The organism is Xanthobacter sp. (genome assembly GCF_041911315.1).
GTDB lineage: Bacteria > Pseudomonadota > Alphaproteobacteria > Rhizobiales > Xanthobacteraceae > Xanthobacter > Xanthobacter aminoxidans.
Map to the genome: position 1 here is coordinate 26486 of NZ_JAYRPE010000062.1, position 19508 is coordinate 45993.

Consider the following 19508-nt stretch of genomic DNA (forward strand, 5'->3'; position numbering starts at 1 on the left):
GCAGCTTTAATTGCTCCGAAGGCAAAGGCCGCACGTTCGAATCGTGCCGGGTGCGCCAAATTCCGCAGATCGCCCTCCGCGGCACTCTTGAACCGCCGAACGCGTGGCCCTTCGTTTCGGGCTGCCCAACAAGAGTGCCTTCAGGCGTAGAGGCGACGGCGTTTGACGGCAGAAAAGTTCGAATAGGTTTGGTCGAAAAGACGCGCGCTTGGCGATAGTCACCACGGCACGGTGCGCGCCTTGCGGTCGAGATACTGAAGGCCGGGCTTGCCCTGTTGGGCGAGCAGGGTGGTGACGATCTGCGGCATGCGACCCAAGATCCAAGTGCTCGACAGTGCGTGATTGGTGACTTCACTCAGGCTTGTGCATCCTGTTCTGTCCGGGCGACGTCATCCAGGGTCTTCAGGCTGAAATAGAAGACGCTTCCCTCTCCCACGGTCGAGCGCGCCCTGAGCACGCCGCCGTGCGCGTCGATGATGGAGCGGCAGATGGACAGCCCGATGCCCATGCCGGCGTGCTTGGTGGTGAAGAAGGGTTCGAAGATGCGGGCGAGAACATCCTCGCTCATGCCGCAGCCGGTGTCGGCGATGCTCAGGCGCACCATCCCCGCGTCCCGAGAGGTCTCGATGGTCAGGCGCCGCCGGCCGGGATCGACCGCTTCCATGGCGTGAATGGCGTTGGTGATGAGGTTGAAGACGACCTGCTGCAACTGGACGGGATCGGCCTCCACATGGCGTCGGTCCACCGCCAGCAGGTCGACCAGCTCGACCCCGTTCGACTGGAGATCCTTGACCACCAGCCGCATCACGTCCTCGGTGAGATCTTCGAGGCGGATCGGCTCCAGCACCGGGGCGGTGCGCTTGGCCAGCGCGCGCAGGGACTTGACGATGCCCGCCGCACGCATGCCCGAAGCCCGGATCTGCTCGACGCCTTGCAATGCCTCGCCCACGTCCGGCTCGGCGCGCCGCAGCCAGCGCATGGCAGCATCGGCGCTCGCGACGATGCTGGTCAGGGGCTGGTTGATCTCGTGCGCGATGGAGGCCGCGTAATTGCCCATGGCCATCATGCGGGAGGCGCGACCGAGTTCCGCGCGCGTCTCCCTGAGATCGAACTCTGCGCTCGCCCGCCGCGTGTTCTCGTCCACGAGATCGTTGTAGAGGCGGGCGGCATCGAGCGAGATGGCCGCCTGCGTCGCCAGCAGTTCCAGCAGCGCCGTGCGGTTTGGCGTGAAGACGTCCGCCGCGAGGTTGTTCTCGAGGTAGAGAACGCCGACGAGACTGCCGCGCTTGATCAGCGGCATGAAGAGGAGGGAGCGCGCGGGTGTCCCCCCGTGGCCGGCGGCGCGCAGGCCCGGTTCCTCGCTGGCGGCATCGGCGAAGACCGCCGTCCTGCGCGTGCGCATGACCGTGTTGAGCATGGCCAGCGGCAGATCCCGTGCGGTGGGAACGGCGGAGTGGACGTCCACTTCCACCTGCTGGTTTTCGACGCGCGCCGAGGCCTCGATCACCGGATCGCCGTCGCGCATGAGGATCAGAAGGCCGTATTGGGCACCGGCATGGACAATCATCTCCCGCATCAAGGTGCGGATGACCTGATCGAGCCCGACTGTCTCGGCCAGCGTCTGCGCGGCCTTGGTCATCACCTCCAGGTTGAGGCCGCCCTGTCCCGCCGGGACGCCCGCCACGTCTGTCGCCCCGTCGCCGGCCTGGTACTGGCGCGCGCCGGCGCCGCCGTCGAGCAGGAGGGGGAAGCTGCGCAGCAACTGGTCCGCCTTCCCCTGCGCGCCCCAGTGACGGTAGTGGCTGATCGCCGCCTGGACGTATCCGGAGGTGGGAATGCCCAGCCCGGCCTCACGACAGCAATAGGCTGCCAGCTCGTAGGCCAGCGCCTGCTCATGGACGAACCCGCTGGCCGCCGCCGCGTCCGCCGCCTGCTCGCACAGGCGCTGCGCGTCCGCAGGGATGCCGGACAGCCGCGCCGCCTCGGCCTCCAGAAGCAAATGCTTGCACTCGAAGGTGGATGGATTGAACCGGGCGCGATCGGCAAAGCGCCGCCGCAGCTCGTCGATCCTTCCCAGCGTCACCTTCCGGGCGGGCGCGCCTGCGCTGGTGCGAGCCAATGCGAGGGCAAGGAAGAGCGCGCATGAGGCGGTGTCGATGTGCGCCGGCGCCGCCCAGCTCAGCGCCGCCGCCTGTTCCAGCTGGAGGACGGCGCGCTCGAAATCACCGAACAGGAAGGCGGTGACGCCTGCGTAATGGCGGACCCAGAAGAGGGTCGCCAGCGAGGTGATTTCCGCTTCCGGAACGCCCTGCGCGCCGTCATAGTCGCCGGATGCAAGCGTATCCACGAAGCGGGACTGTGCCGCCAGGATGAGCTCGATGTCGCGATACTTGAACTGGCGCGTCCACGCCAATCCTTCCTCGATGTCGTCCCGCACCGCAGAGAGGGGCGCGCCCAGCATGAGCATGTTGGACGCGATGTGGTTGCGGGCATAGCAGGCCCAGCCGAGATCGCCGGCCGTCAGGCCGATCTGCGCCGCCTCGCGTGCACGGTCGAGGGCGAAGCGCAGTGGCCGCGTCCACGCGCCCACCTGGTCGAGGGCCAGCAGAACCGCCGTCTGCTGCGCCTCGTAGCCGTCCCGCTGGACGATATCCTGCGCCATCATGGCGTAGGTCTCGCCATCCTCGTAGGCGCCGTAGAGATCCGCGCAGAACACGCCGAACCACGCAAACCCGTAGGCAGCCTCCGGCGTCATGCCGTGATCGAGGGTGAGTTCGACGATCTTGATCAGATGAAGCACGCGCAGGCCGCCGCGCACGAAGAAGGCCGCGCTCAGGGCAGAGAGCAGGGAGAGCGCCGACCGCATTGCGGGGTCGGTGATTTCCGGCAGGTCGCGCAGGTGGGAGACGTCGAGGGCATTGAGGCGGGCGCTGCATGCCTGATAGGCCTGCGCGAGCTGTTCGTCCGTCACGAACCGCTCGAGTTCGACACCGAGGAGGGCGAGCCCTGCCAGGGCCTCGTCGATCGCCCCTTCGTAGTCCGACCGGATGGTCCGTGCGATGGCCTTCAGACGGTAGAGGTCGGCCTGCTCTACCGGAGTGGCGGCGATGGTGAGCGAACGTTCGATGGCCGGCAGGGCCTCATCGATCCGTCCGAGGGCGATGAGGATTTCGCAATGGAGCCATTTCACCTCCGCGAACAAGGCGCGATGGCTCACCTGCCAGACGTCGGGCATCAGGCTGCGGGCCATCTCGATATGGCCGGCCGCCTGTTGAACGGCGCCGGAATTGCGGGCGTGGCGGGCCGCGGTCCGCAAGGCCCTCACGAAGCTCAGGCGCTCCGCCTCGTCCAGCGTGGTGCGATCTGCGCGCTCGATCTGCGCGGCCATGGCGAAGGCCCAGTCAGCGTCTCCATCGCGCGCGATGGCGATCATGCGCCGGGCGATGGCCAGATGCTCGGCGGGGCGGTCCGGCTCGGGAATGGAGGCGTAGGCGGCTTCGAGCACGCGGTCATGGGCGACGACGTAGTCCGCATCCCGCCGCAGGAGCAGGCCGGCTTCCACGAGCTCGACCGCCACATGCCCTGCCTCGGCCTCGGACTGGCCGACGAGGTGCGCAAAGGTCTCGCCTGAAACCCGCCCGCCGACGCTCGCGAGCCGCTGCAGGACACCCCGCTGGCTCGGCGGCAAGGCGTCGAGCCGCTGCAGCATGAAGTCCGACACCGAATTGTACGCGCCGAAGCGCAGCGCATCCCAGCGCCAGCGCTGCGCCTCGGGATCGAAGGCGATCACCCGGTCATCGAAAAGCTTCTGCAGGAGCTGCCGGACGAAGAAGGCATTGCCCCCCGTCTTGCGATGGATGCTGTCCGCGAGCTCGCCGAGTTCGGCCGGTGCGCCGTTCAGCGCGCTCGCCACGAATTCGAGGGTCTCCGCGCCCGACAGCGGGCCGACGCGGATCTCCGTTGTCGGTAGCGGGCCGGTGCGCGCCTCCGCCAGCAGGCTGGCCAGCTCCGGATGCCGGGCGACCTCTTCCTCGCGATAGCTGCCGACCAGCAGCGTATGCGGCGGCGCTTCGCGCCACAGGGCCTGAAGGGCGCCGAGGCTCGCCGCATCCATCCATTGCAGGTCGTCGAGGAACAGGACGAGTGGCCGGGATGGCGTTGCGAAGGCCTTGAGGGTCTGGAGCACGATCCGCACCACGCGCGCCTGCGCCATGCTCGCGGCGACCTCGGGCAGGGCGCCGCCGTCCGAGAGAATGAATTCGGCCTCGGGTACGAGGTCGATCAGCAGGCTGCTGTAGCCCGACAGCTGGGCGGCAAGGCGCTCCCGGATGCCGTCCAGCACGTCCGCGCTCTCGCCCAGCGCCCGCATGACCAGGGTGCGCAGCGCCTGGGCGAACGGGGCGTAGGGCATGCCCTCCTGCAGCAGGACGCTCTTGCCGGCCGCGAACTGGGCTTCTGCCGGCAGCCAGGCTTTCGACAATTGCTCGACGAGGGCGGATTTGCCCGCCCCCGCCTCGCCACGCAGCAGGATCAGCTCGCTCCGGCCCGTACGGGACACACGCCCGAAGGCCTCCACGAGCTGCGACAGCTCCAGCGCCCGGCCGAACAGCCCGCGCGCCTCGAGCCCCTTGCGCGCGAATTCGCCGCGGCCGAGGGCGAAAGTCGCCGCGCCGTCGCCGGCCGCCAGCGCGGCGCGGGCGATGCGCAGGTCGATCTGGAGCGCTTCGGCGCTCTGGTAGCGCTGCTCCGGATCCTTGTCGATGAGCTTCATGAGAATGGCATCGAGCATGGGCGGAACGCCGCCGCGCACGGCGCTGGGCCGTACCGGTTCGACCGCCACATGGGCGTGCAGCCACTCCGCCATGCTGGTGGCCTGGAGCGGCAGCCGGCCGACGAGCAGCGCATAGAGCAGCACGCCCAGCGAATAGAGATCGCTGCGTGCGTCACTGGCCGGGCGGTGGAGCCGCGCCTGTTCCGGCGCGGCGTAGGCGATGGCGTCGGCCGTCGTGAAGCCGGCCACTTGCGGGGCGTCGGTGCCTATGGGGCCGACGAGATGGCGGAAGCGGACCCGTCCCCGCTCCTCCAGAAGCACGCTCGGCGGCTTGAGGCTGCCATGGATGGTGCCGAGCGCGTGCAGCCGCGAGAGCGCGGCGGCGATGGCCGTGCCGAGATCGAGCAGCGCCTCCGGGGCGAGCGTGCCGGGGGTGAGGTCGTCGAGGCTCGCCATCGGGCGATCCGGGTAGAGGAGGAGCACCCGGCTGTGATGCTCCAGCCGCTGGGGCGGATCGATGAGGTCGGAAGGGAGATCCTGCACCAGGGCCGCCTCCCGATCGAGCAGGGCCGCGGCCGGACTGCCCCGCAAAGCGGATTTCACCCGCCAGCGTTCACCGGTCAGCTCGTCCTCGGCGAGACAGGATTCGATGCCGTCAACGGCGCCCTCCGACGTCAGCGCGAGGCGGTCGAAGGATGCGGCGTCCATCCCGCTGCGGAGCGGGGCGCTGTTGCCGTCGATGTCTCGCACGCTGTCCACTGGCGATCTTTCATCCGTTCATTGCATAAATGTACGAAAAATAGATGTTATTTCTTATTTGTAGTGCGTTATTGCAAGTGCGTCCAGCGCGCCGTTGGCGCTTGCGGCTGGCGGTCGATGCGCCGGAGAGACCCGAAAACCGGCTATTTATCGTTCGATTAAATATTCTCGAACGGGCGCCCGCGTCAAGGTGGCTATGGTCGGCACCGACGCGACGGGGAGGGGGCGACGATCACATGTCGGGCATTGCTCGGGCGCGCCGCGCCTGCGGTCCGGTCGAAAGCGAGCGCGTGTGCCGCCACCACCCCAGCCTCAAATTGCCGCCGAGGCGACGCGCAGGCGCCTGGCTCATGGTCATCGATCCTCGCATCTGATGCGTCCTGGAAAATCGTCGCCATGTTGCCGGTGTTCGGGATCGGTCTCTTGTCGAATATGCCGGTCGCTTTGAACGATTGCGTCATGGGAGACGATGACGGCGGCGGTGCTTCTGCTTCGGGCGCTGGGGGCATGAGATCACGGGCGGGCCCGGGACAGGAACAGCCAGCATTCACGCGATCGCTCGCCCCGCGCCATGTGGCTTCGGGGCGAGCGATCGCGAACCGGGCGGCGGTTGTCAGCCGTAGCCGCCGTGCCCCCCTTCGTGCTGCACCTTCCCCCGGAAGATCCAGTAGGCGTGGGCCTGATAGGCCAGCACCACCGGGATGATGACCATGACGCCCACCCCGAGGAAGGCGAGGGATCGGGGATCCGAAAGCCCGTCCCACACCGTGACCTGACGGGGCACCACATAGGGCCACAGGCTCACCACGAGGCCGAACAGGCCGAGGGCGAACAGCACGAGAGACAGGACGAACGTCTGCGCCTCCCGGCCATTCCAGATGGCCCACCAAATCCCCGCGATCACCGCCACGGTGAGGAGCGGCACGGGCGCGAGCCAGAACAGGTTCGGCAGAGCGAACCAGCGCGCCGCGACCTCGGGCACGCTCCAGGCGCTCCACAGGCTCACCAGCAGCATCATCGCGCTGGTCAGGATCAGCGCCGCGCGGGCGATCTCCCGGCCGAACACCTGCGTCGGACCCTCCGCCTTCCAGATCAGCCATCCGGCGCCGATGAGCGCGTATCCGCCCACGAGGCCGATGCCGCACAGGATGCCGAGCACGCTGAGGAAGCTGAAGGCACCGCCGGCGAACATGCCGTTCTCCACCGGCACCCCGTCGATCAGCCCGCCGAGGATAAGCCCCTGGCAGAAGGTGGCGAGGAGGGAGCCGGCGAAGAAGGCGGCATCCCACACCGGCCGGAACCGCGTCGCTTGCAGGCGGAAGCCGAAGGCGACGCCCCGGAAGATCAGGGCGAACAGCATGAACATGATGGGCAGATAGAAGGCCGGCAGCAGGACGTAGTAGCCGGCGGGAAAGGCGGCGAAGAGGAGCGTGCCGCCCATCACCAGCCACGTCTCGTTGCCGTCCCAGACGGGTTCGATGGAGGCCATCATCACATCGCGGTCCTGATCGCGCGGGGCGGCGAGGAAGAGGATGCCGACGCCGAGGTCCAGTCCGTCGGCGAGCACGTAGACCGTGACGCAGAAAAGAGCGGCGGCGGCAAAGAGGAGCGGCACATGGTCCGCCTGCATCAGCTCGGTCATGGTCAGGCCTTCGCTTGTCCGGCGCCGGGGACGGGCGACGGAAGGGTGGGGGAGTTGGTGAAGAGGCCGACGCTGGTGCGCTCCATGCCGGGTCGCTCGGCCACCTCGGGCGATGTGTCGGTCGGGCCCTTGAACGCCACCCGTCCGGCGAACCAGAGGAAGGCAAGGAGGAGCAGGTTGTAGACGGCGAAGAAGATGAGGAGGCTGGTGGTCACCGCCCCGGCGGCCACCGGGGCGACGGCATCGGCGGTGCGCAGCACGCCGTAGATGATCCAGGGCTGCCGGCCCGCCTCCGTCACCGTCCAGCCGGCCAGCACGGCGACGAGGCCGAGGGGGGTGGTCGCCATGGCGAGATACTGGAACCAGCGGGTGTCGTAGAGCCGTCCGCGCATCCGCAGCACCAGCCCCGTCAGCGCCGTCATCAGCAGCAGCATGCCGATGCCGGCCATGATGCGGAAGGCGAAGAACACGATGGGCACGTTGGGCTGGTCGGCGGGCGGCACCGCCTTCAGGCCCTGAACCTCCCCGTCCCAGCTGTGGGTGAGATAGAGGCTGGCGAGGTGGGGGATTTCCACCGCATAGAGGTTCTTCTGCGCCGCCATGTCGGGCCAGGCGATCACCGTCATGGCCGGGCCGCGGGTGGTGTCCCACAGGCCCTCCATGGCGGCGAGCTTGGTCGGCTGTTCGACGAGCGTGTTGCGGCCGTGCAGGTCGCCGATGAAGATCTGGAGCGGGGCGAGCACCAGCGCCAGCCACAGCGCCATGGAGAAGGCGGTGCGGGAGGCGGCCACATGCTGGCCGCGCCACAGGTGGAAGGCGGAGACGCCGGCGATCATGAAGGCGCAGGTGAGGAAGCTGGCGCACACCATGTGGGCGAGGCGATAGGGGAAGGAGGCGGTGAAGATCACCTGCCACCAGTCCATCACATGGAAAATGCCCCCGGCATCCGCGACGGCCCCGGCCGGGGTCTGCATCCAGCTGTTGGCGGCGATGATCCAGGTGGTGCTGATGAGCGCGCCACCCGCCACCATGAGGCAGGCGAAGAAGTGCGTCCCCTTCGACACGCGGGACTCGCCGAACAGCATGATGCCGATGAAGCCGGCCTCCAGGAAAAAGGCGGTCATGGTCTCATAGGCGAGGAGCGGGCCGAGCACGTTGGCGACGGAGCGCGAGAAGCCGGCCCAGTTGGTGCCGATCTGGTAGCTCAGCACGATGCCGGTCACCACGCCCATGCCGAAGACCAGCGCGAACAGGCGCATCCAGAAGCGCATGAGGTCGCGATAGACCGTCTTGCCCGTCCGCCACCACAGGAAGCTGAGCAGGGTGACGAACCAGGCGGTGCCGATGGTGAGCGTCGGCCACAGGATGTGAAAGCCGACCGTGAAGGCGAATTGCAGGCGCGAGAGCGCGAGGGCGTCCATGGTCATTTCGCTCCGATGGCGGGGGCGGATTTCACGAGGCGCACCGGGACGCCCTTCGAGGCCGGGGTGAAGCTTTGGGGGTCGTGCGCGTAGAGCGGCACGAGGGGGTTGGTCTCGGGGTAGTAGGCGGCGCAGCTCGCCTCCGGGAACGGATGGAGGACGACGCGGAAGCCGCGCACCGCGCGTTCGATGCCGTCGGTGGAGACGGTCACGATGTCCACGCGGTCGTCCGGCTTCAGCCCGCGCTTTTCCATCTCCTTCTCGCCGAGGAAGATCACATCGCGCGCGCCATGGACGCCGCGGTAGCGGTCGGAGAGCGAATAGAGCGTGGTGTTGTACTGGTCGTGGCTGCGCACGGTGGTGAGCCAGAGCGGGTGGCCGTTGACGCCGGGGTCCTCGCACAGGCCTTCGCAGACGATGAAGTTCGCCTTGCCCGAGGCCGTCGCCCAGATCCGCTCGCGGGCGGTGGAGGTGAGGTGGAAGCCGCCCGGCTGCTTGATCCGTGCGTTGTAGCCCTGGAAGATCGGGAACACCGCCTCGATGTCCTCGCGGATCAGCGCATAGTCCGCCGTCAGCGCCTCCCAGTTCACCCTGGAGCGGCTGCCGAGCGTCGCCCGCGCCATGCCGGCGATGATCGCCGGCTCGCTCTTCAGATGCGCGGAGGCCGGCAGATTGTGGCCGGTGGAGGCGTGGACCATGGACATGGAATCCTCCACCGTCACCGACTGCGGCCCGCTTGCCTGCATGTCGATCTCGGTCCGGCCGAGGCAGGGCAGGATCAGCGCGTCCCGTCCGTGGACCAGGTGGCTGCGGTTGAGCTTGGTGGCGATGTGGACGGTAAGGTCCAGCCGGCGCATGGCCGCCTGGGTCAGCTGCCAGTCCGGGATGGCGGCGGCGAAATTGCCGCCGAGGCCGATGAACACCTTGGTCTCGCCGCGCAGCATGGCCTCCAGCGCGGTGACCACGTTGTGGCCGAACGCCCGCGGCGGGGTGAAGCCGAAGCGCGCCTGTATGGCATCAAGCAGCGCAGCGGACGGCACCTCGGTGATGCCCACCGTGCGGTCGCCCTGCACGTTGGAATGGCCGCGCACCGGGCAGATGCCGGCGCCCTCGCGCCCCACATTCCCCTTGAGCAGCGCGAGGTTGGCGATCTGCTGCACATTCTGCGTGCCGTGGCGATGCTGGGTGATGCCCATGCCGTAGACCAGGATCGCCCGCTCCGCCCGCATGTAGGCCTCGGCCGCCGTCTCGATGTCGGCACGGGCGATGCCGCTCTTGCGCTCGATGTCCTCCCAGGAGGTCACGGCGAGGTCGGCGATGAGGGCATCGATGCCGGCGGTGTGGCCGCGGATGAAGTCCCAGTCGAGCACCGGCGCCAGTTCCTGCCCGCGGGCCGCTTCATCCGCCGCGACGAGATGCTTCATCATGCCCTTGAGGAGGGCCACGTCGCCGCCGACGCGCACCTGGAAGATGCGCGAGGAGATGGGCGTGGAGGTGAGCGTCGCCATCTCCACCGGGTTCTGCGGCGCCTGGAAGCGCTCCAGCGCCCGCTCGCGGAACGGGTTGAACGACATGATGGTGGCGCCGCGCCGCGAGGCGTTGCGAAGCTCGGTCATCATGCGCGGCGAGTTGGTGCCGGGGTTCTGCCCGAAGATGAAGATGCAGTCGGCCCGCGCGAAATCCTCCAGCAGCACCGTGCCCTTGCCGACGCCGATGGACTGGGGAAGCCCGACGCTGGTGGCCTCGTGGCACATGTTGGAGCAGTCGGGAAAGTTGTTGGTACCGTATTCGCGGGCGAAGAGCTGGTAGAGAAAGGCCGCTTCGTTGGAGGCGCGGCCCGAGGTGTAGAAATCCACCATGTTGGGGTCGGGCAGAGCATTGAGATGCTGCCCCACGAGGGCGAACGCCTCTTCCCAGCGCACCGGCAGGTAGCGGTCGCTCCCGGCGTCATAGCGCATGGGGTGGGTGAGGCGGCCTTCCATCTCCAGCTCGTAATCGCCGAGGGCGGCGAGCTCCGTCACGGTGTGGGCGGCGAAGAATTCGGGCGTGCAGCGCTTCGCCGTCGCCTCCCAAGCCACCGCCTTGCCGCCGTTCTCGCAATATTCGAAGGGCGAGGTGTGCTTCGGGTCGCCCCATCCGCAGCCGGGACAGTCGAAGCCGCCGGGCTGGTTCATCCGCGACAGTGTGGCCATGCCGGACACGGCGACGTGCTGCTCCACCAGCGCGCTGCCCATGGCCTTCAGGGCGCCCCAGCCGCCGGCGGGCTCATGATAGGGACGAATGGATTTCGCGATGCCCATGGGCGGCTCCCGCAGCAATGAGGGGGTGAGGCCGTCAAGCGAGGGGGCTCGTCTCGACTGCACAGGTCGCCGGACGTGAAAGTAACCGGAAGACGAGGATATGATTGCCGCAGGATCAGCCCGAATAAATGGGCTTCACATATGCCCGGCGCATACCTTTGTATGGCGCGGGACAGTCTTTGCGCAGGATGACGGGGCAGGGGACGAGGCAGGGATGAGGCGGCGCGAACGCATACGGCCCGCCCGTTTCGGGGCGGGCCGTCGGTCGGCTCGGGTCGGTCGCTACTTTCCGGAGATCGAGACCGTCGCGGTGAGGCCGGCGGAGAGGATGACCGAGGGTGGCACGGGATCGAGGGCGATGCGCACCGGCACGCGCTGGGCGAGGCGCACCCAGGTGAAGACCGGGTTCACCGAGGCGAGGCCGGAGACATCCGGCGCCACATTGGGGATGGCGATGCCCCGGCCGATGCCGGTGACGTGGCCGGCAAGGGGCGTGGGATAGGCCATCAGCGCGACCTTCGCCTTGTCGCCCACGTGGATGCCGGACAGGACGGTCTCCTCGAAATAGCCGTCCACCCAGAAACTGTCGCTGTCCACCACGGAGAGCGCGCGCTGGCCGCTGGTGCCATAGTCGCCCACCTGGGTGAGCAGGTTCGTGACATAGCCGTTCACCGGAGAGACGATGCGCGTGCGGCTGAGGTTGAGCTTCGCCTGGTCGCGATCGGCGAGGGCCTGCTGATAGGCGGCCACCGCCATGTCCGCCGAGGCTGCGAAGCTCTGCTTTTCCTCTTCCGACGCGGCGATGGCGCTCAGTTTCGTCCGCCGTTCCGCCTCCGCCTTCTTGTTCTCGAGGTCGGCCTTCGCGCGGGCCACGGCGGCCTCGGCATTGGCGAGCGCGTTCTGGTAGTCGGAGGGCTCGATCACCATCAGGAGGTCGCCCTTGTGGACGAACTGGTCGGCCTTCACCGGCAGCTCGACGATGCGCCCCGAGATCTGCGGCGCCACGGTGACCACATAGGCCCGCACGGTGCCGTCGCGGGTCCAAGGCGTGGTCATGTAGGTCTCCCATATCCGCCATCCGAGGATGCCGGCGATGCCGACCACGGCGAGTGTCAGGAGGACGCCCATCACGCGACGCGAAACGGAGGCTCCTTTTTCGGCAGGGATGTCGATGGCGGTCATGAACCTGCTCCTATGCTCAGCACGGTGAGGGACAGTACGATCACGTAGATCGCGAGATTGAACAGGGCCGGGTGCCACACCGTTCGCGACAGGCCGGTGCGGTTGCCGAGCATGATGAGCGGGACGGTCATCAGCCACGCCGCCAGCATCATGGCTGCAAATGGCGAGAATAGAACGCCGAGGAGATTGAGTTCCGAGAACATGGGATGGATCTCGTCTTTTCTGATCTAGCTGAGGTTGGCGCTTTGACCGTCCGCTCCTTCGAGGAGGCCCGAACAGGCATCGATTGCGTCCGTGATGATCTTGATCTGTGCGAGCGACGACATGACCGCCGGGGCCTCGGAGGGTTGGGAGGCCGCCCGCTCCGCCAGCACGCGCTCCATGTCGCTGAAGGCGATGCGCGCCTGCGCCGCCCGCCCCTCCGCAAGCGCGGCACTGGCGTCCGAGATGAGCCGGCGCTCGACTTCGTCCGCCGGCGTTTCGCGCAGGAGGATCAGGGCCCGCCCGAGGACGAAGAGCGTCAGGAGGGAGTTCGCCTGTTCGTCCGTCGCCTGGGGCGGCAGATCCTCGACACGGCGCGTCATCACCGCCGTCCAGCGCGCCGCGTCCCGGGTCTGTGGCCGGCCCGCGAGCCGTCGCAGGTCGCGGACCGAGAGGGCGAGAAGGCGACGCGCGCGCACCTCGGGCGACAGACCCGGAATGATGATGAAGAACAGCGTTCCGATGATGTTGCCCAGGATGATCGTCAGCGCGATGTTGAAAAAGGTGGACGCATCATAGGAAATCGGGTTCCCGACCCCGATCAGAGGCAGGAGATTGACGGACATCGCCAGGAACAGCGGCGTGTGCCAGCTGCCCGCCTGCATCCAGCCGACCGGCACCAGGAAGAGCGCCAGCATCACGGCGAGCTGCGGGAAGGTGGAGATGGACGGCATGACGCCGAAATAGAGCCCGCAGCCGACCGCCACCACGAGGATGGAGCCGATGGTGTAGTCCGTGACGAGCACGCGGGCCTGATCGCCCGCCGGAGCGAAGATCAGGACGGCGATCGCGACGAAGGCAATGGCGAGGGGACCGTTCGGCCATTCGGTGGCGATGGTGAAGGCTGCCGCCGCGGCGACCGCCGAGAAGACACGGAAGCCGCTGAGCAGGGGCGGAAGCGGATCGCCGATGACGATGGTCCACGGTGCGGTCCGGCGTTCTGCCCTCGCACCCATAAGCAAGGCGATGCTTCCTGCTGTTGCTTGGAGGCAAAGGACGAGGTCGCGGGTCGCATCGGCCAGAACTGAGGCGCTGGCGTCATCGTGCGGAAGCGCCTCAAGGGCTCGCAAAGCCTCCGCGCAGGCGTTGCGGAGCCGCTCCGGGTCTCGCCCGAGATCGGCCGGATCGAGGCGGGAGAGAAGGGTGTCCAGGCACGCACGAACGTCGTCGCTCGGTTGGCCGGAAACCTCCTGCTCCAATGCAATCCTCTGCCAGCCGAGCACCGCGTCCATGAGGCGCGCGCCGGCCTCACGCAGATGACCGCTGCGTGAGCGCAGATACGGGGAATCTGCCATGGCCGCATCGGCTGCGGCCGGAAACAGGCTCAGCTGCCGCAGGACTTCCCTGGGGCTCACGCGTGTCTCGCGCGCGTCTTGGGGCGTGGCGAAGGTCGAACGGAAGCCGCGGACCAACTGGCGGGCCATATCTTCCAGAAGGCTGGCGAAGGCCCTGCGCGCGGCGCCGAAGTCGGTGAGGAGGATGACGAAGAGCGTCGATCCGATGCCGATGCCGATTTCGCTGACACGGACGATGGAGAAAAAGAAGGCCGACGTCGGATCGGCGATGGTGTCGGCGAAGATCACGGCAGCGGTGAAGCCGGCCAGGGCCGCGGCGTAGGACGCGAAGTTGCGAAGCACCACGACGGCGACCCCGCACAGGCCGCACCACGCGGCGAGGCAGAAGGCGAGGGTGTATCGGCTCTGGGCGAAGAGCCCGAGCACCGTCACCATGGCCAGCGCGCCCGCCACCGTTCCGATGATCCGCCAGCGTCCCTTCTGCAGGGATGTGCCGAGGTTCGGCTGGCACACGATGGCCGCTGTCGTCGCCGCCCAGAAAGAGTTCTGGAGTTCGAGCGCATAGGTGATGTAGAGCGCCAGACAAACCGACGCCGCAAGCCGGACGCCGAACAGGGCGCGCGGGCCCCACGAGCGAAGACGCGCGCGCAGGGCTCCGGAATTTGTCTCCGGGGGGCTGTCGAGAGTGCCTTTTACTGTGGAGCTCATTGATGCCGTGCCTTGCTGAACCCATCGAGGCTCTGTTGAGCATAGGTCCTGCCGGGCGACGGCCAATTATACGCAAGGTAGTGGGGGCCTACCTTGGTTTGATTACACTATCGGGTTAGCCGAGCGAGCCGCTGAGGCGCTGGCCGTAGGCGACGATCGCCGCCCCCACCGGAGCACGTTCGGCGGCATAGGCCGAGAGGGCGGTGTCAATATCCGGGGTGTGGGTGAGCGCATCGCGGAGCGCGAAGGCATCGCCCGCCGCCTTCGCCACGCCCATGGCGGTGTGGGGGCGGGCGACGAAGGCCGCATCGCCCATGAGCGCGACGCGGCCGGAAACCATCTGCGGCGGCGCGTAGTCGAAGATGGCATGGAGAAAGGGGCGCGGCTCGGCCTCCACCACGGCGGCGAAGGCCGGGGGCAGCAGGCGCGCGGCATCGGATTTCATCGTGGCTGCGATGTCCGGCCGAACCCGACCTGGCGCGAGGGAGAAGGGGCGGCGCACGCCGTCGATGTCGGTGAGAACGCTGTCGAGTTCGTCCGGCGTATAACGCCGGTACCAGACCCAGTTGTAGCGGCGGTGGCCGGCGACGGTGGAGCCGTCCGGGCCGGGCACGAGATAGCCCAGGATGTGCGAGCCCGGCATCTCGTAGAAGGCGAAGCGGTCGAAAAGCTGTCCGGCGGCCGCCGCCGGTACCTCGGCCTCGGGAACGAGGCCGCGCCAGGTGGCGTAGCCCACATAAGTGGGCCGGGACTCCGGGCCCGCAACCGCGCTGCGCAGCGTCGAGCCCACCCCGTCGGCGCCGATGATGAGATCCGCCCGCTCCTCGGTGCCATCGGAATAGGTCACGCGGGCGCCGCCCGGCTCCGGCGCCACGGAAACTGCCTGGCGGTCGATGTGGTAACGATCATCCGGCAGCAGATGGCGGAAGGTGCGGAACAGCACGTCCCAGGAGAGTTGGGTCTGGGGCGTGCGCTGGCGATGGATGATGGCGCCGGCCCGGTCGAGATAGATGCGTTCGTGGGCCGTCACCCCCACATGGGCGAGGTGCTCCACGCCGACTTCCCTCAGGATGTCGAACACCTCGCGCTGGGCGACGAGGCCGGCGCCCCGCCCCTCCAGCCCATGCACCGATCGTTCCGTCACGCGCACGTCGAAGCCGGCGCGGTGCAGCAGCACGGCAGCGAACAGGCCGCCGATGGAGCCGCCGACGATGAGAATGCGAGGGGGCATGGCCTGTCTCTCCTGAACGCTAGACGATGAAATCGATGACGCCGCCATCGACGCGCAGGGCGGCGCCGGTGGTGGCGGAGGCGAGCGGCGAGGCGATGTAGACCGCCATGTTGGCGACCTCCTCCACGCTCGCCGGCCGCTGGATGATGGAGCTTGGCCGGTGGGCTTTCACGAAGTCGGCGCCGGCCTCCTCCAGCGTCTTCCCGGCCGCCACCGCGTCCTTCAGCATGGCTGCGACGCCCTCCGACAGAGTGGGGCCGGGCAGGATGGAATTCACGGTCACGCCCGTGCCCGCCATGCGCTTGGCGAGGCCGCGGGCGAGGGAGACGTCGGCCGTCTTGCTGACGCCGTAGTGGATCATGTCCGCCGGGATGTTGAAGGCGGATTCCGAGCCGAGGAACAGCATGCGCCCCCAGCCGCGCTCCGCCATGCCCGGCAGGTAGGCGCGGGCGAGGCGGACGCCCGACATGACGTTGATCGCCCAATGCCGGTCCCACACCGCATCGTCGGTCTCGAAGAAGTCGGACGGCTGGAAGATGCCGAGATTGTTCACGACGATATCGAACGCCGGCTCGGCCGCCACCAGCGCGGCGGCGCCTTCCGCGGTGCCGAGGTCGATGGCCTGCCCGCGCGCCGTGCCACCGATGCGCGCCACGGCCTCGGCCACCTTCGTCTCCGCGCGCCCGTTGACGACGACCGTTGCCCCGGCCTGCGAAAGCCCCTTGGCGATGGCGAAGCCGATGCCTTCGCTCGACCCGGTGACGAGGGCGGTCTTGCCCGAGAGATCGATCTTCATGGCTGTCTCCTGTGGGTGTGGCGATGCCGCGCCCGGCGCGGGATCTGGCTCCGTTCAGCGGAGCGGCGGTGGATCCATCATGGCATGGCGGATACGGCTTGCATCGAGGGGCAGAGTGGCGAGGCGCTGGCCGATGGCGTCGCGGATGGCATTGCCCAGCGCCGCCCCCATGGGCCCCTGCGCCGCCTCCCCCGCGCCGAGGAAGGGCAGGCCCGGCCGAGGCACGATGTGGACCTCCACGGCGCGGGGCACGCGGGAGAAGCGCAGGATGGGATAGGCCGCCCAGTCCACCGAGGTGATGCGCCGACGATCGAAGCGCACGCCCTCGAACAGCGTCCAGCTCGTCGCCTGCACGATGCCGCCCTCGATCTGGTTGCGCACCCCGTCCGGGTTCACCACCTGCCCGGTGTCCACCGCCGCCACCACGCGCGTGACGAGGAGCCGGCCGGTGTCCGCATCGATGGCGACCTCCAGCGCGATGGCGCAATAGGCCTCGAGGTTCTTGTAGCGCGCGAAGGCGAAGCCGTAGCCGCCCCCGGCGGGGGACTTCGGCCGGTCCTTCCAGCCGAAGCGCTCGGCGGCGGTGGTGATGACCGCCTTCGCCCGCTCGTCCTGAAGATGGCGCAGGCGGAAATCCACCGGGTCCTGCCCCGCCCGGCGGGCGAGTTCGTCCATGGTGCTCTCGATGGCGAAGACGTTGAGGTAGCCACCCAGCGAGCGCATGGAGGAGCCGCGCAGCGGCATCTCCGGCAGGAAGTGGTTCACCGCCCGCGCATTGGGCAGCACGTAGAGCGGCACGGCGTTTCGGTCGCCGCCGCCTTCCGGCATGGGCAGGTCCACCGGCGGTGCCGGGGGGAACGGCTCGGCCTTGTCGCGGGCGGCGAGGAGGGTGCCAGGCGGGCCGGGGCGCATCATGTGCGATTGGCTCCACACATCGTGCTGCCATGCGGTGATCGCGCCGTCCGGTCCCAGCGCCGCGCGCACGCGGGCTACCATGCCCGGTCCGAACGGCTCCCAGGCATGCTCCTGCTCGCGCATCCACTGGACGCGCACCGGCCGTCCGGGGAAGGCGCGGGCAAGCATCGCAGCGTCTGCGCCGGCATCGTCCGCGCCGTTCTGGCCATAGCAGCCGGCCCCCTCCGCATGGATGCAGCGCACCTTCTCCGGGGACATGGCGAGGAGGCCCGCGAGGGCATCGCGCAGCGGATAGACGCCCTGGGTGTGGGTCCACACCGTCATGGCATCGCCCTCCAGATGCGCGATGGCGCAGGAGGGGCCGATGGAGCCATGGGCGAGGTAGGGGCGGGTGAACAGGGTATCGAGTGTGAAGGACGGCGCATCGGGCTGCCCCACGTCGAGAATGGTGGTGTCCCGCGTCGGCAGGGCCATCAGCGCCTCGGGCAGGCGCGCCTCGTCGGGAAGCTGTGCGGTCTCCTCCCACCGGGCGAGGGTGGCGAGCCGGCGCATGGCCTGGATCGCCGTCCATTCCTGCTCGGCGATCACCCCCAGGAAGGCGCCGTCGCGCACCACTTTGAGCACGCCGGGCATGGCCTCCACCGGCCCGGCGTCGAGCGCGACCAGCCGGGCGCCATAGCTCGGCGGGCGCACGATGCGGCCGTGGACCATGCCGGGCAGGCGCATGTCCTGCACATAGGCCGCCCCGCCCGTGACTTTCGCCGGGATGTCGACGCGCGGCACGGGGCGATCCATCACCGTGAAATCGCGCGGATCGGTGAGGATCGAGGTGGGTGCGGCATCTACGTGCAGCAAGGTGTCGGAGACCAGCTCGCCATAAGAGAGCCGAAGGCCGGCGGGGCCGGTGACGATGCCGTCCCGCGCCGTCAAACCCGCGCGGGCGACGCCCGCGCGGCGCGCGGCTTCGCCGATGAGGATCTCGCGCACCTGCGCCGCCGCATTGCGGATGGCAGTGCCGGAATCCTGCACCGAGTGGCTGGCGGCCGTATAGCCCTCGTTGGGGGTCCGCCCGGTGTCGGCGGTGATGAGGTCGAGCCGCGCGAGGGGCAGCTTCAGCTCTTCCGCCGCCACCTGCAGCAGAGCGGTGCGGATGCCTTGTCCCAGCTCCGCCTTGCCGGTGAAGATGGTGGCGTTGCCGTCCGGCGCGATGCGGATCCAGGCGTCCAGCCGGGGCGTGGCGTCGAGGCTGCCGGGCAGGCCCCGCAGGGGTGTCGCGCTGGCGCCGGTCTCGGTCTGGGCGAAGGCCCGGCCCGACAGGCCGAAGGCGAGAATGAGGGCGCCGGTGCCCCGCAGCACGGCGCGGCGGGAGAGGGCCTGTGTCATCGCACGGCCTCCATTTTGCCAGCCATCGCGCGGGCGGCACGCTTCACGGCGCGGACGATGCGCACATGGGTTCCGCACCGGCACAGGCTGGGTTCCAGGGCGGCGAGGATTGCGTCGTCGTCCGGGTCGCCATCGCGCTCCAGCAGGGCCTGCGCGCGAATGATCATGCCGGCGATGCAATAGCCGCACTGGGCCGCCTGCTCGGCGATGAAGGCGGCCTGCACCGGCCCCGGCGCCTCGGCGCTGCCGAGCCCCTCGAGCGTGCGCACCGCGCGCCCCTCCAGCAGCATCACCGGCGTGACGCAGGAGAAGACGGGCTCCCCGTCCACCAGCACCGTGCAGGCGCCGCACTGGCCGAGGCCGCAGCCGAATTTCGCGCCGTTCAATTCGAGTTCGCCGCGCAGCACGTAGAGCAGGGGCGTGTCCGGCGCGGCGGCGATGGTGCGGCGCGTGCCGTTGACGGTGAACGTGGTCATGGGGCGCCTTTCGCGGGGTTCACGTTGGTCTGGGGAGCTGCGGTGTGGCGGGCCGCGGTGATGGCGGCGGCGAGGTCCGGCCAGGCGGGCCGCGCGGCAATGTCGCGGCGCAGGTAGTCGAGAAGAGCCGTCAGCGCGGTGTCGTCCATGGCGGCGAAGGGCGGCATGACGGGCGCCGCCATGCCGTCCGCCGCCGGAACCCCGCGCAGGATGAGGTTGAGCAGGTTCTGCGGCGTCTCGGCCGCAAGCGCCGTGGAGAGGGCGATGTCCACGCCGCCGAGCGGCAGCGGCCGGCCGGCCTGGTGACAGGCGGCGCAAGCGGCGGCGAAGACGCGACGGCCCGCGCCGGCATCCGCGGGTAGGGCCAT

12 protein-coding genes are annotated in these 19508 nt (G+C 68.8%); all 12 read right to left on the minus strand.

The window, feature by feature from the left end:
- Nucleotides 1-355: 355 nt before the first annotated feature.
- Nucleotides 356-5530 (minus strand): AAA family ATPase, encoded by a 5175-nt coding sequence (locus ACE3QW_RS18115; protein ID WP_374253003.1) that lies wholly within the window; start codon nt 5528-5530, stop codon nt 356-358.
- 613 nt (nt 5531-6143) lie between these two features.
- Nucleotides 6144-7172, minus strand: a complete 1029-nt coding sequence (gene cydB, locus ACE3QW_RS18120) for a cytochrome d ubiquinol oxidase subunit II (RefSeq protein ID WP_374253004.1) — start codon at nt 7170-7172, stop codon at nt 6144-6146.
- Nucleotides 7173-7174: 2 nt separating this feature from the next.
- Nucleotides 7175-8593: a cytochrome ubiquinol oxidase subunit I gene (locus ACE3QW_RS18125; RefSeq protein WP_374253022.1), complete on the minus strand. Its 1419-nt coding sequence runs from the start codon at nt 8591-8593 to the stop codon at nt 7175-7177.
- Between the two features lie 2 nt (nt 8594-8595).
- Complete coding sequence (locus ACE3QW_RS18130) at nt 8596-10893, minus strand: FdhF/YdeP family oxidoreductase (protein WP_374253006.1); 2298 nt, start codon at nt 10891-10893, stop codon at nt 8596-8598.
- A 282-nt stretch (nt 10894-11175) separates the two neighbouring features.
- Nucleotides 11176-12075: an efflux RND transporter periplasmic adaptor subunit gene (locus tag ACE3QW_RS18135; protein ID WP_374253008.1), complete on the minus strand. Its 900-nt coding sequence runs from the start codon at nt 12073-12075 to the stop codon at nt 11176-11178.
- Nucleotides 12072-12278: a DUF1656 domain-containing protein gene (locus tag ACE3QW_RS18140; RefSeq protein ID WP_374253010.1), complete on the minus strand. Its 207-nt coding sequence runs from the start codon at nt 12276-12278 to the stop codon at nt 12072-12074. The genes ACE3QW_RS18135 and ACE3QW_RS18140 overlap by 4 nt, the downstream gene beginning before the upstream one ends.
- Before the next feature lie 24 nt (nt 12279-12302).
- Complete coding sequence (locus ACE3QW_RS18145; protein ID WP_374253012.1) at nt 12303-14339, minus strand: FUSC family protein; 2037 nt, start codon at nt 14337-14339, stop codon at nt 12303-12305.
- 115 nt (nt 14340-14454) lie between these two features.
- Nucleotides 14455-15570, minus strand: a complete 1116-nt coding sequence (locus ACE3QW_RS18150; protein WP_374253014.1) for an FAD binding domain-containing protein — start codon at nt 15568-15570, stop codon at nt 14455-14457.
- Between the two features lie 19 nt (nt 15571-15589).
- On the minus strand, nt 15590-16366 hold the full coding sequence (locus ACE3QW_RS18155) for an SDR family NAD(P)-dependent oxidoreductase (RefSeq protein ID WP_374253016.1): 777 nt from the start codon (nt 16364-16366) through the stop codon (nt 15590-15592).
- 54 nt (nt 16367-16420) lie between these two features.
- Nucleotides 16421-18664 (minus strand): molybdopterin cofactor-binding domain-containing protein, encoded by a 2244-nt coding sequence (locus ACE3QW_RS18160; RefSeq protein ID WP_374253017.1) that lies wholly within the window; start codon nt 18662-18664, stop codon nt 16421-16423.
- Entirely contained in the window at nt 18661-19140 is a 480-nt protein-coding gene (locus ACE3QW_RS18165; RefSeq protein ID WP_374253019.1) for a (2Fe-2S)-binding protein, read from the minus strand. The genes ACE3QW_RS18160 and ACE3QW_RS18165 overlap by 4 nt, the downstream gene beginning before the upstream one ends.
- Nucleotides 19137-19508, minus strand: a 372-nt coding sequence (locus ACE3QW_RS18170; RefSeq protein WP_374253021.1) for a c-type cytochrome, incomplete at its 5' end; no start/stop codon positions are given. The genes ACE3QW_RS18165 and ACE3QW_RS18170, both read right to left, overlap by 4 nt.